General features: G+C 33.3%; 17 protein-coding genes. 7 read left to right on the top strand and 10 right to left on the bottom strand.

What is annotated here, in order from left to right; translation table 11 throughout:
• Window positions 1–133: 133 nt before the first annotated feature.
• The 5 genes from BW935_RS17565 to BW935_RS17545 are packed head-to-tail and all read right to left on the bottom strand — an operon-like array spanning window position 134 to window position 4,551.
• Window positions 134–676: an LTA synthase family protein gene (locus BW935_RS17565; protein ID WP_076503092.1), complete on the bottom strand. Its 543-nt coding sequence runs from the start codon at window positions 674–676 to the stop codon at window positions 134–136.
• Window positions 677–1,633 carry a hypothetical protein gene (locus tag BW935_RS17560; RefSeq protein ID WP_076503091.1) on the bottom strand — a complete coding sequence of 319 codons (957 nt, stop codon included), beginning with the start codon at window positions 1,631–1,633 and terminating at the stop codon, window positions 677–679.
• Window positions 1,634–1,655: 22 nt separating this feature from the next.
• Complete coding sequence (locus tag BW935_RS17555; RefSeq protein ID WP_076503090.1) at window positions 1,656–2,801, bottom strand: restriction endonuclease subunit S; 1,146 nt, start codon at window positions 2,799–2,801, stop codon at window positions 1,656–1,658.
• Window positions 2,798–4,252, bottom strand: coding sequence for a class I SAM-dependent DNA methyltransferase (locus BW935_RS17550; RefSeq protein WP_076503089.1), 1,455 nt, complete (start codon window positions 4,250–4,252; stop codon window positions 2,798–2,800). The genes BW935_RS17555 and BW935_RS17550 overlap by 4 nt, the downstream gene beginning before the upstream one ends.
• Before the next feature lie 14 nt (window positions 4,253–4,266).
• Window positions 4,267–4,551, bottom strand: coding sequence for a helix-turn-helix domain-containing protein (locus BW935_RS17545; RefSeq protein WP_076503088.1), 285 nt, complete (start codon window positions 4,549–4,551; stop codon window positions 4,267–4,269).
• 470 nt (window positions 4,552–5,021) lie between these two features.
• Between BW935_RS17545 and BW935_RS17540 the strand changes: the two genes are divergently transcribed.
• Together BW935_RS17540 and BW935_RS17535 are read left to right on the top strand one after the other, a co-directional pair.
• A complete protein-coding gene (locus BW935_RS17540; RefSeq protein WP_076503087.1) occupies window positions 5,022–5,621 on the top strand; it encodes an ADP-ribosyltransferase in 600 nt (199 codons plus the stop codon).
• Between the two features lie 12 nt (window positions 5,622–5,633).
• On the top strand, window positions 5,634–6,449 hold the full coding sequence (locus tag BW935_RS17535; protein WP_076503086.1) for a hypothetical protein: 816 nt from the start codon (window positions 5,634–5,636) through the stop codon (window positions 6,447–6,449).
• Between the two features lie 3 nt (window positions 6,450–6,452).
• Here BW935_RS17535 and BW935_RS17530 read toward each other — a convergent pair whose 3' ends face one another.
• The 4 genes from BW935_RS17530 to BW935_RS17515 are packed head-to-tail and all read right to left on the bottom strand — an operon-like array spanning window position 6,453 to window position 10,381.
• Window positions 6,453–7,277, bottom strand: coding sequence for a DUF6602 domain-containing protein (locus tag BW935_RS17530; RefSeq protein WP_076503085.1), 825 nt, complete (start codon window positions 7,275–7,277; stop codon window positions 6,453–6,455).
• On the bottom strand, window positions 7,270–7,734 hold the full coding sequence (locus BW935_RS17525; protein ID WP_076503084.1) for a Mov34/MPN/PAD-1 family protein: 465 nt from the start codon (window positions 7,732–7,734) through the stop codon (window positions 7,270–7,272). The genes BW935_RS17530 and BW935_RS17525 overlap by 8 nt, the downstream gene beginning before the upstream one ends.
• Window positions 7,731–9,401, bottom strand: coding sequence for a ThiF family adenylyltransferase (locus BW935_RS17520; protein WP_076503083.1), 1,671 nt, complete (start codon window positions 9,399–9,401; stop codon window positions 7,731–7,733). Before BW935_RS17520 ends, BW935_RS17525 begins: the two co-directional genes overlap by 4 nt.
• 5 nt (window positions 9,402–9,406) lie before the next feature.
• Window positions 9,407–10,381, bottom strand: coding sequence for a nucleotidyltransferase family protein (locus BW935_RS17515; protein ID WP_076503093.1), 975 nt, complete (start codon window positions 10,379–10,381; stop codon window positions 9,407–9,409).
• A gap of 236 nt (window positions 10,382–10,617) precedes the next feature.
• Between BW935_RS17515 and BW935_RS17510 the strand changes: the two genes are divergently transcribed.
• Window positions 10,618–11,673, top strand: coding sequence for a helix-turn-helix domain-containing protein (locus BW935_RS17510; RefSeq protein WP_076503082.1), 1,056 nt, complete (start codon window positions 10,618–10,620; stop codon window positions 11,671–11,673).
• A complete protein-coding gene (locus BW935_RS17505; RefSeq protein ID WP_076503081.1) occupies window positions 11,673–12,182 on the top strand; it encodes a PIN domain-containing protein in 510 nt (169 codons plus the stop codon). Before BW935_RS17510 ends, BW935_RS17505 begins: the two co-directional genes overlap by 1 nt.
• A gap of 171 nt (window positions 12,183–12,353) precedes the next feature.
• Here BW935_RS17505 and BW935_RS17500 read toward each other — a convergent pair whose 3' ends face one another.
• Window positions 12,354–12,764 (bottom strand): helix-turn-helix domain-containing protein, encoded by a 411-nt coding sequence (locus tag BW935_RS17500; RefSeq protein ID WP_076503080.1) that lies wholly within the window; start codon window positions 12,762–12,764, stop codon window positions 12,354–12,356.
• Window positions 12,765–13,079: 315 nt separating this feature from the next.
• On the opposite strand from BW935_RS17500, the gene BW935_RS17495 reads away from it, so the two are divergent.
• The 3 genes from BW935_RS17495 to BW935_RS17485 are packed head-to-tail and all read left to right on the top strand — an operon-like array spanning window position 13,080 to window position 15,507.
• Window positions 13,080–13,937, top strand: a complete 858-nt coding sequence (locus tag BW935_RS17495) for a HEPN domain-containing protein (protein ID WP_175606694.1) — start codon at window positions 13,080–13,082, stop codon at window positions 13,935–13,937.
• A gap of 26 nt (window positions 13,938–13,963) precedes the next feature.
• Window positions 13,964–15,241 carry a hypothetical protein gene (locus tag BW935_RS17490; protein ID WP_076503078.1) on the top strand — a complete coding sequence of 426 codons (1,278 nt, stop codon included), beginning with the start codon at window positions 13,964–13,966 and terminating at the stop codon, window positions 15,239–15,241.
• Between the two features lie 38 nt (window positions 15,242–15,279).
• The gene (locus BW935_RS17485) at window positions 15,280–15,507 is read left to right on the top strand and encodes a helix-turn-helix domain-containing protein (protein WP_076503077.1); all 228 of its coding nucleotides are present in this window, start codon (window positions 15,280–15,282) and stop codon (window positions 15,505–15,507) included.
• Window positions 15,508–15,585: the final 78 nt, after the last annotated feature.

Genomic DNA, 15,585 nt, shown 5'->3' with positions numbered 1-15,585 from the left:
AAAAGACCTTTATCAACTTCTCCCATCAAACTGGGAAGAATACCGTCCAAAATAAAATCCATTCTTTACAAGATGGGGTTGGTCGGAGGGATACGGTCAATTAATTCCGCACGGGTTTCTGATTCGTTCATATTTAAAGGATATTATTGATTTCATCTCTTAATACAAAATAAAAACGTTGGAGCATGAATAATAGACAAACGAAAAATCTAATAAGTAGAAATAAAGCTAAACTTGTGAAGGCTGCTTCAATTTTATATTCATTAAAATTGAATAAGAAATTTAAAAAAACTACTACCATAATCAAAATTCCTAAAATTATTAGGTACTGAGTGATATTGGAAATTTGACGCATATTTTCTTTAAACCTTTGAAAATTATCAAAATCCATATTTATATTTTCTTTTTCAATTCTGATTTTAGAACTAATATTTAAAATTAAAGAGAAAAATAAGCCAGTAAATATTGAAATACCTGTAGAAATATATGAGGCCATTTCAGTAAGTTTTATGCAAATAAACCATGGCAAAACAGCAACTAATATTGGTATTAAAATGAAAAATAATGTGTATAAAAAATTCGGCCACGTACTTGTAATTAGTTGGCCTTCACTATCTGATTTAATACTTGAGATAGCGTCTTTTTTGATTTGAAACAATGTATTGAAATCAATCATTTAAATCTTTGATTCTATTTTTATTTGTTTTATTTCTCTATCAACAAATTGCTTTAATTGAGAAAAATCTGGGTATCCGTTTTCATCTACACAATGATTTGGCAATAATATATTTGGAATTATATTGATTGTATCATCTGATGCTCCAAGCTTCGTAGTTTTCTCTTCTTCTTTTTTACCATCAATTTTACTTTCATAAGTAGCTGTCATTTCATATTCCCGATTTCCTAGAGTAAATCCGTGGTTTTTTAAAGCATCTGAAACTACTTTTTTATCTATAATTTTTTCTTCATTTGATACTTTGATATTTTTTAATTTAACAGTAACTGTTTGAGCATCTCCTGATCCTGTATCATGATTACTATTTTTACTAATCACTGTCACATCCCTAATTGACGAATTTTTTAAAAATAATTCAAGCCTTTTCTTTGTAGTTGTTGCTTGCAATGAATTATATTTTCCAGCTAATATAAAACCATGATTTAAGAGAGTTGCATTTATAATTTCATCAAAGAGTGGTTTAATACTCAAACTATTATATCGTTGGATGAATAAATAACCTGTTTTACCTCCAGCAGGCATCCAAAACCTTGCATAAAATTTCAATCCAATAATTTTTTCTTTTTGTACAGTTTGTTTAGACCCATCAGTATCAACTATAAATTGTTGGATTCCAGTAAGACCTCCATCTATAACAATATCGAAATAGCGATTTACAGAAGCAATTGATTTTTCTTCCAAAGTACCTCCATGGGTTTCTTTTTTATTTTTAAAAGTCTTTTTTTCAAATAAAGAAATAATCTCCTCTGCAAAACCATCCTGAAATTTATTTTCTACCTCTGGGTAAGCTTGTGAAAGAAAATCATTAATAGAGATTTTTTCACTATCACTCGTACCTCTTTTCTTTAATTGAAATGAAAACATCCCAAGGTAAAGTTTATGATTACTATCTGACATATAGATTCAAAATTTAATTTAATTATAATTCCCCACTAAAAGCCCTCTGCAAAATACTCTTTTTCAATTCTTCCAAACCATCCATTTTCTTTTGATACACCGCTTCTAATTTTTGTGTTTTGGTTCGCAGTTCATCTAGGAGGCGGACTATGGTTCGCTGCTCTTCAATTGATGGCAAAGCAATTTTAAGACCTTGGATCATTCCCAATTTCAAAAATCTTGTATTCGCTCCAACTGACATTTCTTTAAACTCCTTCAAACTTTTTAGCAATTGATAATATAAGTAACGATATAAAATCTTCTGTTTTTCATTAACAGTAATGACGTAGGTTCTTTGGTAAGCATTAAATTTACCTTTATAATGTTTCACATTAAAATCCCCACTTGCATTGTTACCTGCCAATAAAATAGCTTCAAGGTCAAAAGCGTATTTATCTATTGCAAAGACTTCTCTTGAACAAGTGAAAAATGGATATTCACCATTTACAACTGCAGCATTTGAATTTAATTTACCTGTCTTAATGTCAACTAAACTTCCCAAATCAACTTTTTTTGCTTTGATTGAATTTAAATAACTTTCAAAAAGCTCTTTAGCATTTTTGAGGTTTTGTTCGGAATTGGTTTTTGCCTTGGCTATGGCGGCAAAAGCTTCATCTAAAATAGAAACAATCCGTTGTTGCTCGGGGAGAGGTGGTAATCCTATAACTATATTTCTTACATCTGATAAATTTACTCTAGGCCTTGTTGCCCCGGTTATGTTTCCTGTTAGTTGAGCAACAACTCCGTCAGTATTTAAAAAGTATTCAAGAAAATTGTAATTTACAATGTGTTTATCAAGCCTAATCCTTACAACATCTGCTACAATAATTCCATGTGTAAAAGAATTTGGCACAATACACGTTTTCCCGATTGGTACACCAAGTTTAGCCAATACTAAATCACCTGATTTAAAAGAATGGTATTTTAGTTCCTCAGCCTTTTCAATAGAAACAAATTTAATGTCTTTGTTTATAAAAAACCCTTTTCCAACATTTTGAAGTCGTAGTATTGGTACTCCAGAATCTTTATAATCTGATACTTTGAGATTTGATCCGAAAGGACCAGAAACTATTGCATCTTTATTTTTACTTAAATCTCCTAATTTCTTATATGCCCAACCTTGCTTCATATCAAATCCAAAATTGAGTTTAAAACCTTTTCACTTTCTTCATCCAAAGCCTTAATTTCTTCCAAAATGGCTTTTGGGGAACGGAGAGCTGCTTCTTCCTTTTTATTGGGATTCTTGACACTCAAGTCAAAAGTACTTTGGTCTATATCTTTGATGTTGATAGTCCAAGAGTTTTCACTCTCTTTAAAAGATTGCTGTAAGTCAACAAATTCTGCTAGGTCATTTACATTAAGTGGGTTGGTCTTACCAAGATTTCGACCGGGATTCAATTGGTAAAACCAGACTTTTTGGGTTGGCTTTCCTTTTTCGAAGAACAAAACCACTGTTTTGACTCCAGCTCCAGTGAATGTTCCTCCTGGCAAATCTAGTACTGTATGAAGGTTGCAAGTTTCTAGCAGATGCTTTCTGATGGCTACAGAAGCATTATCGGTATTGCTGAGGAAGGTGTTTTTGATAACAATACCTGCCTTGCCACCTGCTTTCATAATCTTGATAAAGTGCTGCAAGAAGAGGGAAGCTGTTTCACCAGTTTTGATGGGAAAGTTTTGTTGTACTTCTGCCCGCTCTTTTCCCCCAAAAGGAGGGTTGGCAAGGACTATTTCATAGCGGTCTTTTTCTTGAATATCAGAAAGGTTCTCGGCTAGGGTATTGGTATGGATGATATTCGGAGCTTCTACACCATGCAGGATCATATTCATGATACCGATGATATAGGCCAGAGATTTCTTCTCTTTGCCATAAAAAGTACGCTTCTGAAGGGTTTCCCATTCCGTAGTGCTGAGTTCTTTCTCTGATTTCAAGTATTCAAAAGCTTCGCAAAGAAATCCTGCACTGCCCACAGCACCATCATAGATTTTGTCTCCGATTGTTGGGGCCACGACTTTGACGATTGTGGTAATCAAAGCCCTAGGGGTATAATACTCACCACCATTACGACCTGCATTTCCCATATTTTTGATCTTGTCTTCATACAAGTGAGACATTTCATGCTTTTCTGCATGGGTGCGGAAGCGAAGTTCATCGATTAAGTTGATCACCTCCCTAAGGTTGTAACCACTTTGGATTCTGTTTTTCAGTTCACTAAAAATCTCACCAATCTTATATTCAATGGTATCTGCTCCCAGTGCTGATAGCTTGAAGCTTTTGAGGTAGGGGAAAAGCTTATTATTCACAAAATCCAATAAATCATCTCCAGTCATAGCCAGATGATGATCCAGCTTGCCATCTTTTCCTTTTGGAACAGCCCATTCAGACCATTGGTAAGTGGGTTCGATGATAGGAGAGTAGTCCTTTCCCGTTAGTTCGGCACCGATTGCCCGATCCTTCTCGAGATCATCCAAATATTTCAAAAACAATACCCACGAGGTCTGCTCTACATAATCCAATTCACTTCCACAACCTGCATCCTTATGAAGGATATCATCTATATTCTTAAAAGTCTGTTCAAACATGTTCTAAAATATCTTTATACGCTAAGTTTACTTTCTACAAATTTTAATGCATTCATTGCCAGAGGTTCCCCTTTGATATCCTCAATAATTTTGTCGGCTATCCAAAGTAAGATAAATTCATCTTCGCTGGCGCTTAAAAATTGGGCTATTTTTGGAATTTGTTCCCTTTGGATTTTCCTCTCCCCACGTTCGAACTTACTCATCAAGGCAGTATCTACTTCAATAAAAGCAGCCACTTGTCGAAGTAGGAGACCTCTGTCTTCTCTAATCACCCTGATTCTATTTCCTAAATTATTCATTCCTTATCCACTGACTAGACTATTCCTGTCAAATATAATTAAAGAATTCGTCCGGTCGCTATGCTTATGAGATAAAAAAGGAGGGTTAAGGAAGAATATTACGAAATATAGGTGGAATTTGAGAATTATGAACTAATATAGGAGTGGTGAAATAAATCTCTAATTAAGCAACTTACAATTAATTTGTGTATTCATTTAAAAAAGAGGTTAGAAGTACTTTCTAAAGTAAAAATCTTGTAATAAACACTTTAAAATCAATGAGATATTTTGATAATTATTATTCATCCCATAATATATAATGATATCGGCCCATGCTTCAAATTTTGAAAAAACTACAACCTATATATAAATAATATGGTGATGTGTGTTGATGAATGGGCAGGTAAGGATAGAAGGGAAGTATGAAGTAAAAAAAAGGGAAATGGGGATGGTGGAGGAGACTCCAATAAACAAATATATCAGTTTATATTATGTTAGAAGATCCTAATTTTAAAAAATCATACATAGTTGGTTTAGATGGATTTACATATGCAGATTTAGAAAGAGCATATGCATCATTCCTTTCAAAAGAGTACAATAACGAAAGCCATGTAGTGATTGATGGAATTGAAAAATTTCAGCTTACAAAAAGTGATGCTTTACATATTCTAGCATACACTGGCCATAGTTCTATGTGGATTAATGCGAAAATTAGAGAAAACAACTTGGATAGGAATTGTAATATTTTTATCAAAAATTTGGATAGGGCTTTGGACAAAATTCCGCCGGCAAACAATATAAAACTATTTCATATGACTAATGATTTATGGGAAGGAATGATAGAGGGGAGTATAATTAAAATTCCAAATTATTTATCCACATCAATAGAAGATTATAAAAACTCAGAAGTAGTATTGAAACTTCAAACTGCAAGGAAAGGAAGTAAGGCAAGAGATATTTCAACTATTTCCAACAACAAATATGAGTTAGAATATCTTTTTTTACGAGGAGCATCTTTCAGAGTGTTAAGGATAGAAAAAATTGGAAAAATAACATATGTGGAATTGGTTGAGTATGCGAATATGGTTTAAACCGGTATCAAGATGAAAGTTGAGAAAACTGGGTCGCTTCATGGTAATCAAGTAATTTGGCGATACATGTCATTGGAAAAATTTATTAATCTTGTCCTTCATAGATCCTTATTTTTTGCAAATGCGATTAAAATGGAGGACAAATTTGAAATGGAAATCCCATTGATGTCCATAGATAATAGAAAAAAGTACTATTTAGCTACAGGCCTACCGATCAATAAAATAACTTCAACATTAGAGAAGGAAATTTCAATAGCAAGAAAGTTTAAAGAAAATACATATGTGAGTTGTTGGTCTTTAAATACTGCTGAATCATATGCATTATGGAAGATTTATCTTGGAGGATCCCCAAATGGTGTTGCCATCAAAAGTACAGTTTCAAAATTGATTCAATGTATTGAATCAGTTGATGGTGTACCAGAATTAAATGAGGATTTTTCCACAATAGATTTTATCGAGAAGAGCCCATTTTATGACATTGATTTTTTTAAGATTGGTGAGGTGAAATACAAAAACTATATTGACGCAGAGAGTCTCACCAAAACCAACTTAGCAATTACAAAGAAGGAATTTTACGAAGATGAAAAAGAAATAAGGGTTTTTGCCACATCAAATAACCAAAAGCGAAACCCTTCTACTGAAGAATATAAGCAAGGCTTGTCAAGCGGATTCTCTATTCCAGTTGAAATTGAGAAACTAATAGATAAAATTGTGTTATCGCCATATTCTCAGCTTTGGTTTAAGGACAACTTCAAAATCTTAATTGAAAGATTAAATAAAAGCCTTTTAGATAAAATCATTGATTCTGAAATTGGAATTAATAGCTAAACGTTAAATTTGCTCATCAACTTCTTCCCCAATATTTTTCAAATATGCATTCAGATTTATTGCAGGGATTGTACCAATGGCTTGCTGTAAATAGCGTGTTAGTTGCATAAAGAATGTTACAAAAGAATGACTTGCTTCGCTAAACTTCATCTTATTAAATTTTCTGTTAGCATAAAATTCTAAATATGCATCTTGCCCAACTATTGTAATTTCAGCGTTTGGATTATAATCTATATAAAAGCTACCATAATCAGCGATGCAACCCAAATCAATACTCTGTAGATTTTCTAAAGCTTTGATATGTTTTTCAATGGTATCATTATTCTTATGTGTGAAACCATTAGTGCTACAAAGAATTCCCCCTAATACTTTTGTTAGCGGACGAGGAGTGATTTTTATTCCGCCATTAATGAAGCTTGCAGCTTCTCTTTTAAGCATTCTTACACTTTCTATTTTTTCTCCTGCATATTCGATATAGGATTTTTCACCCACATTACCTTGTATATCAGGCTTAACTTCAAAAACCGCATACACTCCTTCTGCCGGAATATAATGAAATCCGTTTTGAGTAAAAATAAACGGAGTAAACCAATTATCGTAAATAACAATATCCATTTGTTGACTCGTATTGCCTTCGTGGTCTATTACTATTGCTTTGTCAACACAATATCTATTGGGCAAATATTTTCGCAACCAATCTATCCAAGCATTTTCTAAAGCATCTCCTTTAGAACCTGGATGGTCAATAAACTCTCTGTTTGTATTTAGTTGGGCAGACATCTGTTGCTGCAACCCATTGAATAATTGTTTTAAATCTACTTTACTCATATTTATATAATTTATTTTCAAACCAAACGTAAAATCCAAAGTCTGCCGTTGTCTTGGAATATCCTATTATCAATAAAACTGGATTTGCGATGGAAGTCTTTTTGCTGTTTATAATTGTATTTATTGCCGAAATATCTGTTACGCTTGGTTTAGGACTATTATCTGGATGGGTATGCCATTCTCCGATGTAAATCTTTCTCAAATTCTCTGCATAAAATTCTGCAAGTTCATTTTCTATTCCTTTTGTACTTCGTACAAAATTATACTTTGATGCTTGATACTTCTTCGGAAGTATTTTATCTGTGATATGCAGATGCTTATTGTCTTCGGAATAATACCCAATCAAAAATCCACCAAATTCTTTAGGATAGTGAGTTTTACCTATTTCCAGAAGTTTATTCAGCAGTTCGTCCTCTACTTCAAGACTTAATCCTATTTTTTCTATTTTTAAAATCAAAATTCTTTTATTTTAATGTTAAAACCACCCATATCATCTGTTTCAATAACGAAATTCCTTAATGTTTTTTCTTGCTCTAATTTCAAATTTATCTGCTTTATCGCAGTCTGCACAAGAACGTTTATATCATTATAAGAAGCTTTAAATGTTGGGCTCCAACAGCCTGTAGGATTATGTAAGTCATCAACATCAAATTTGAGAATATTTCCGCCAAATTGGGATGTTATAAATTCATACCGATTATGTTCCGTCGCACAGACCAAATGTTTTGCGTGGTTTGATATTGAAAGATTTAGAAGCGTTGAATTTATATTTAACTGACTTAATACGTAAAGCAAGTCATTGTCGGTAGAGCAATCAATAATTATATCGTAATTGTCAAGATGCTTCTTCATTTCGGCTTTGATACTTGTGTCTGCCAAGTGTGATTTAATGAAAAAATCAAACGCTTCTGAATAATCATAACCACCATTAACAGGTTCGAAGAAAGGAGAAACCAAGCATAATTCGTTTAATAAATCATTGGTCTTATTGGTAATTCCTGTAAAGAAAGAATATTCCGACCTGCAAACATTTTCTGGTTCTTTTACATCATATTCTATAAAACCTAATTTTCGACAGCCACATCTTACCAATGTTTTAGCTACTATGCTCCCTATAGCTCCGATGCCAATAATCAATATTTTACTTTCTGTTATTCGGTCACTTAGTTTTCCTCTCCCAAAAAAGTACCTATACGAACAATTTCTTGTCATTGCCCAATCGATAGACTTAACTTCACTAATCTTTGTAAACCATTGTTTGTTTATCTTTTCGCCGTAAATAGGAAAATTACCAATTTCCAATATAATCGCTTGCCAATGAATTTCTGTTTCAGAAATATTATACCCTACAAATAAAGGAAGCAATTTTGCTTCCTTTTTTACGAGTCTTTCTTGGACATTGTGTAGAAATTTCAAAAAATCTTGTGGTAATATAGCTTCGAAATCTTTCCATTCATCAAAAACCCAACGTTGATTTTTACTTGGTGCATCTTTCACGAAGATGAATAATCCGGTGCTTTTAGGTAAATTTTTAAGTTGGAAATTCCAATCGACATCTATTATTTTTTTTCTATCCTTACTTAAGAAAGACTGAAAAATACTGCTCTGAATACTCTCTTTGTGAAAAACTCCATTGTTCATTATGGAATAGTCAACAAAGCCAAATTGGTTTTTATGGAAAGTATAATCTACTTCATTGAAGAAGTAGACAAAATGATTTTCATTAAATGCTTTTTGTGGTACAATTAAATGTTCATAATGATTATCCGATTCTTTGTTGATGTAATATTTCTTAATCCAAGCCTTTACAGATTCAATATCATAAATTAGTTTTTGGGACAAAACAGGAGTATGTGCTGTATGAATACAGATGGCTCCATTTTGCATAATATGTTTATGCTCTATCAAATCATCATTAGAAAACTTAATAGTTTCTGTTTCATGGCTTTTAAACGGATACTGAGGATGAATAGTAACATTGAATTCTAATGGTTGCTCTAATCCTTCAACAAAAACAGTAACACATCCCTCGATGTCAATTTTGCTCTGCACAAATGGCTTAACAATTTTCACATCGGGAATGCTCTCTACTACTGTATTGATTTCAATTACTCTTTGGCTCATTATAATTATCCAAAAATTAGTTTAGGTGGAGGAATCGGCATACCACTGTTCTTTCCATATTGATTATTGTTGGTATCTTCTTTTTTAAACTTAGAATTTTCAGGAAAATACGTTTTCAGATTCTCATCATTATCCTCAATTCTATCAAGCATATTTTTCATATCATCCGACAATTGTTGTTTTTCGGTTGAAGTCAAAGTATCAGCTAAATCATTCGAACTATTGCCAGGGTCCTTTAATGTAAAATCTTCTTTGGTTACATTGTCCCTAATATATTCTAAGACAGTTTCGAGTTTGTCCCAAATACTTCCAGTAATACATTTAGAATCAAATGATTTAATAGTTATTAGCTCCAAAAAGAAAGATTTAGTAGGATAATTATACTTGGAGTTTTTCCAAACTTTTAAAAGACGTATAATTTTTCTTATCGAATCTTTTTCAGTCGTAGCTCTGTCTTTAATATTATTGATTTGGGCTTTGACATTGGTTTTAATTCGCTCACTGCCTGCATCAATATTTCCATATTTGTAATACACATACAAGTTCAAGTTTTCATCTTCCTTGTATTGGTCTTGGGACAACTCTCGACCAGGAACAACATCAATTTTAATTACATCCCCATCACTGTCAGCGTAAAACTCCAAACCAATTGAAACTTTTTGTTTTTTAACCACTGCAACATCTTTGTATTTCTCGTAAAGAAAATCATAGACATCTTCATACATTTCTTTTAATGTTCCGTTCGAGCCAAAAGCATTACGTTTGAATGGGGTTACCAAATCAAAATCAAATTTTGTATTGATAGCGGTATTCTTAGCATAAGAACCCGAGTTGAACGGAGTATAGATATTGCTTCCGTATTGTTCTTCCAAGGCTTCTTTAACCTCATTTTTCTTTTTAACGTATTTGTCAAAAAGTATTTCTTCTTTAGTTATCTGATGTGTCGAAATAACTGAATCTAAATGTTTGTTTTTATCCATAAGTTTAATATTTGGTTTACAATTATCAAATAAACAACCAAACATGTCAACCTAGTTCAAAACATTGGAAATTTACTCAATTCACTTAAAATATGTCACAATGACAGGAATTTCCGATTATTATGTCAGTGACCGTTTGTCATATTTAATTGACAATTATCAAAATTATTGGATATATGTAAACTGAATATCTATATTTGCGTTTACTTTTATATTCAATCACACATATTACACAAATGAAATATCTAGCAGAACGTCTCAAATCAGCCCGATTGATGAATGGCTTATCCCTGCAAGGTCTGGCAGACCGAATAAATAATTATGTCACTAAGCAAGCTTTAAGTAAGTACGAGCAAGGACAGGTTGTACCTGATTCTGAAATGATTGGGATATTAGCCGAGGCACTACAAGTCAGACCTGATTATTTCAATGCCAATACTGAGATTGAATTTGGGCAAATCGAATTCCGAAAACTCAAAAACTATCCAACAAAGGAAAAGAGTAGGATAGTAGAGATTGCTAAAAATGAGCTTAGTCGCTATATCGAATTGGAGGAAATTTTGGGGATTGAAACTAAATTTGACAATCCGCTTGAAGGAATGAAAATAAGCTCGCAGGAAGATATTGAACAGGCCGCAGAAAAGTTAAGAGATGCTTGGGGCCTAGGTAGAGATGCCATTTCCAATGTTACAGAACTCTTGGAAGATCATCATGTCAAAGTAATTGAAATTGATTCTGAAGAATCTTTCGATGGCTTTGCAACTTGGGTGAACGGGAAAGATATTCCATTAATCGTACTGAATAAGTCTAAGTTAGATATTAAATTAGACCGAAAGCGTTTCACTGCCTTACATGAATTAGGACATCTTCTATTGGATGTGAATGGCTATGAAGAAAAGTTGAAGGAAAAATATTGTCATGCTTTTGCAACAGCGATGTTAATCCCAAAAGAAACTTTAAGGAATGAACTGGGAGGAAAAAGAAACAGATTGTCAATGAATGAAATAGGTGCTATCAAACAGCAGTATGGAATATCCATGCAAGCTTTGGTTTATAGAGCCAAAGATCTAGGCCTGATTTCGGACAATTACCTTAAACAATTTTATTTGGTATTCAATCAATTAGGCTACAGAGTCAATGAGCCTGTGGAGTATGAAGGAGTGGAGCATTCCAACCGTTTTTCACAACTCTTATTTAGGGCATTGGCAGAAGAGTATATCAGTATCAGTAAAGCAGCTTCTTTGAAAAATCAAAAGTTGGCTGAGTTTAGAAAGGAAAACTTGGTCATCTGATGAGGATAACGGTTACTGATGCTTGTATTTTTATAGATCTTATTGAATTAAATCTGATTTCTGATTTTTTTCAATTGGACTTAGAGTTTCACACAACCGTTGAAGTCTTGAATGAACTGTTTCAGGAACAAAAACAAGTACTTGAAGCTTACAAGGATGCTAAAAAACTAGCCGTGCACAACCTTCATGAAGAGGATTTCTCAAAAATGGAGCAGTTTCATTTTCCAAAAGGTTTATCTCAAGAAGATAGGTCAGTGATTTATATCGCTATTCAATTGAAAGCCGAAATTGTGCTTAGTAGTGACAAACTTGTGACAAAATGTGCAGATAGTCACCACTTAGAATATCATGGTTTACTTTGGGTTTTTGATCTTTTGGTTGATAATGATATTTGCTCTAAAGGGAAAGCAGTGTCATCACTTCAATATTTACTGAAATTGAATAGCATGTACACAACTTCCAGAATGAAAAAAGAGATAGATGTCCGGATTAAAAAGTGGGGTGAATAAAAAATATGTCAAAGTAGAAATCCTATTATTGACTCACTTAGAGAAACTTAAAATATTTTTTTATCTACTTCTACTGTTCTTTAATATCTCGTTTTTCTGCAAAATTAAATCCCATAACATCCTCTATATCAATTAAAAACACCTTCCTGATTCACAGAAAGGTATTTTTCCTTATTTTTCCAGCATCTTTTTCATGATTTCCACCTTCTCTCGCTCTGATTCCAGCAGGCGCTCATAGAGCCTTTTGTTTTCTTCCAATGATTCAATCAGCTTATCAATGGGGTTAAAAGTAGGGTTGTGATTATAAATTAATCCTGTTGCATTATCGTGGGAGGTGAAGGAATTAGAAATAATATTTACTGCTTTCTCTTCATTAAAATTTTTAATCGCCTCAACTGGCACCTTTAAAATCTCCGCAACCTGCCTTAATAACTCCTCTTCAATTTCTTCTTTTTGTTCAAGAAGGCTAATCTTCTTCTGAGACCAGTCTTCCCCCAGTTCAAATGCCAAGACTTCCTGTTTAATGCCCATCATTTCCCTAAAGCGCTTGACATTTCTGCCGTGGTGGATCTTCTCTTTCATAGTTTGATTTATTAGAAAGGGAAATTAAGAAATTCTACCCAAAATATTAATAGGCACATTGATTTTTTACTCTTAGAAATAGACAGTGGATGCCATTCTTGGCTGGATATCAGCCTGAATAATTTATTCCTTTATTTGAATATGATATTCCACAATGGAATAGTTCATCCCGGAGGCATTCATGAATTTGCATCAGATACAAGCCAATCAATTCATGGGCAATTCCTTAAATCCCTGATTTCTAGAGATGCCTTTCGCTAATAGTGACGCTTCATGGCTTGTAAACTAATTGTGGTCAAAATAAAATATATTCCTATGGAAATTCAAATCCTAAAATCCGATCAAGATTTAGCTGTACACTTCAAAAACTTAATAATGCTTTTGGTTGATAAATTCCAACCGACCAGGATCATTTCTTTCGGGCAACAAACACTTCAAAATCAAATTGAAGGATGTTTTGGCAGCAAGGAAGTAAAGCACCAACATCATTGTTTATTGATATGTACGGAGTCCTGTACGAGAATTGATTATGAGATCCAAGATTTTGTCAATGCACATTACAGCGCTGGACAAATAACTATCATTTGCCATGGGGAGAGCACTATAAAGGAAGGAATTGATTCCAATAATCGATTTTTCATTACCGTTCTAACCGATGGAAAACCGGTTTACACTAAAGATGGATTTTTTAATATTGATCCCATTCCAAAATTTAACCCTAATGGTTCTATGGAAAAGGCCAATAAATACTTTTCTCATCGAATCTCTCTAGCACACGGATTTTTTGAGTGTGCCAGGGAAAGTCTGGCGAAAGGGAACTATAATATCACAGCTTTTTTATTGCATCAAGTAGTTGAACAATCATGTATAGGGCTAATCCGAGTTCATATAGCTTACAGATCAGAATTTCATAATATTTATCGATTACTGGGCTTATGCAGGAGCTTTTCAGATGCCCCATTTAATATACTAGTAGGAGAAAAACCTTCAGAACGTAGACTTTTTGATATTCTAAGTAAAAGCTATGGTAAGGCTAGATACGCTTCAGAGTTTTCTGTTACAAGAAAAGATGCAGAAGAGCTTTATGATAAAGTTTCATCCTTCATTGAATTGGTGGAATCTATGTGTAGAAATAAGATAAAAGCACTATCAACCTTAACGACCTCTGAATAAAGACTTATAGCTTAAAGATAAAAATTATGGACAAGCAGGTACAAATTATTGACGAAAAAAAATTCTTCAGACTACCATTTGAGAAGGGTACATTTTGTCTCACAGAAGAAACCCTGAATTCAAATTCAAAATTCAGAAATCCAAATGGCTACATTAGAATTGAAACAAAGGAACTGAGCTTTAGAAATGAAATACTTACACTTTCTGTGAAACTACCAGAAGAGCCAAAAAAACTGGTTTATTTGAAAGTTACAGAGAAGGAACTTCTTGTGAGCTGCAATTTTGATACTGATCAAACCTACTTAAGTAGATATGCATATTTTGCCTTATGGAATCAAATGCGGTATTCTAAGGCTGCCAGCTTTGAGGAATATTATTGGCCTGATTTCTTTGATCCAAAAACGGGCCGGAGTAAGTATCTTCAAATCTTTAATGATAGGAGAGGGTTTGATATAAATTTAAGATCCAAGTATCCATCATTTTACAAGCCAGGCGATCCACTTCTTGAGTTAAAAGATGATCTTGATATTCCAAAAGATGAAATCCTGCCAAGAAGTTTAGCAGAAAACCTACCAATTACTGACAAAGCTTTAGGATTTGCTTTGGCAGATACAAACCTGAGTTCATTTCACTCAAATCATTATCCATTTCTCGTGCCTCTCCATGGTGTTATTTCTAAAGACAGAGAAAGAATTAAGACTTTTGCTTCTTTTCATTTTAATGAAGATGACGGAAGTGAATTGGCCATGAGTCATGACCAAAAAGAACTCTCAAAAATCTGCTTCAAAATGCGGGAACTGGCACCTGTTAGCAATTCATCTTGGCATGATGCTTTTGTTCCAAACAGCGAAGAATTAGAAAAGGGTAAACAACTTTTCAAATTATGGCATCAAGCTTATAATCTCTTGCTAACACAAAAGTATGTGTATTTTTTTCATACCAGAGGGTTGAAGTATGTAAAAGGCAAACCAATGAGGTCTTGGATGAGACCATGCGAATTCAAAAAAGAAAGACCGAAATTGGTGATTAAAAGAATTGACAAAGGAGACTATTTTCAAATAGAACTAGCCTTCAGGATAAAACGAAAACTTAATAGCCTGCATTATCCCAACCTAACTTTCTTCTTAAGACCAGAAACGAACTGGCTAGAAGAGTACCTATTAGAAAGTTTCAATGATTGGCTCGTTGTATCATTCTTTGCAAAAACAAAATTCAAAATGGCTGTTCTTAAACCACACTATAAAGATGAATTTGAAAATTTTATGCGAAAAATGTCAGAACGTTATGAAGTAATAAATTCTTGAGTATGATGATGATTCTGGAAAATATGATCTCTTAAAATATGAAAGAACATAGAAATCCTAGATTTACAATCCTAGACAACCAAACTGTCGGTTTGAACTTGTCCCTATTCCGCAAACTGAGACAGAAAAAAGCCTTAGAAGTAGCCTTACATTTAGGTCTAAAAGAAGCTGCATATACCAAATACGAAAGAGGTGAGACTAAAATCACCATTGAAATCATCCAAAATATCTCCGAATTTCTAAATGTAGAGAGACTGTTCATTTAAGTGTGTCTGCTAACTTTACACAATATGAACAAGAAAAAGACAATTGATGACTTATTAAATGATCCTAAGATGAGTGAA

Origin of the sequence: Belliella pelovolcani, assembly GCF_900156785.1 — a bacterium.
Taxonomy (GTDB): Bacteria; Bacteroidota; Bacteroidia; order Cytophagales; family Cyclobacteriaceae; genus Belliella; species Belliella pelovolcani.
The sequence above is the reverse complement of the archived record's forward strand: the minus strand, read 5'-3'. Positions and strand labels throughout refer to the sequence as shown.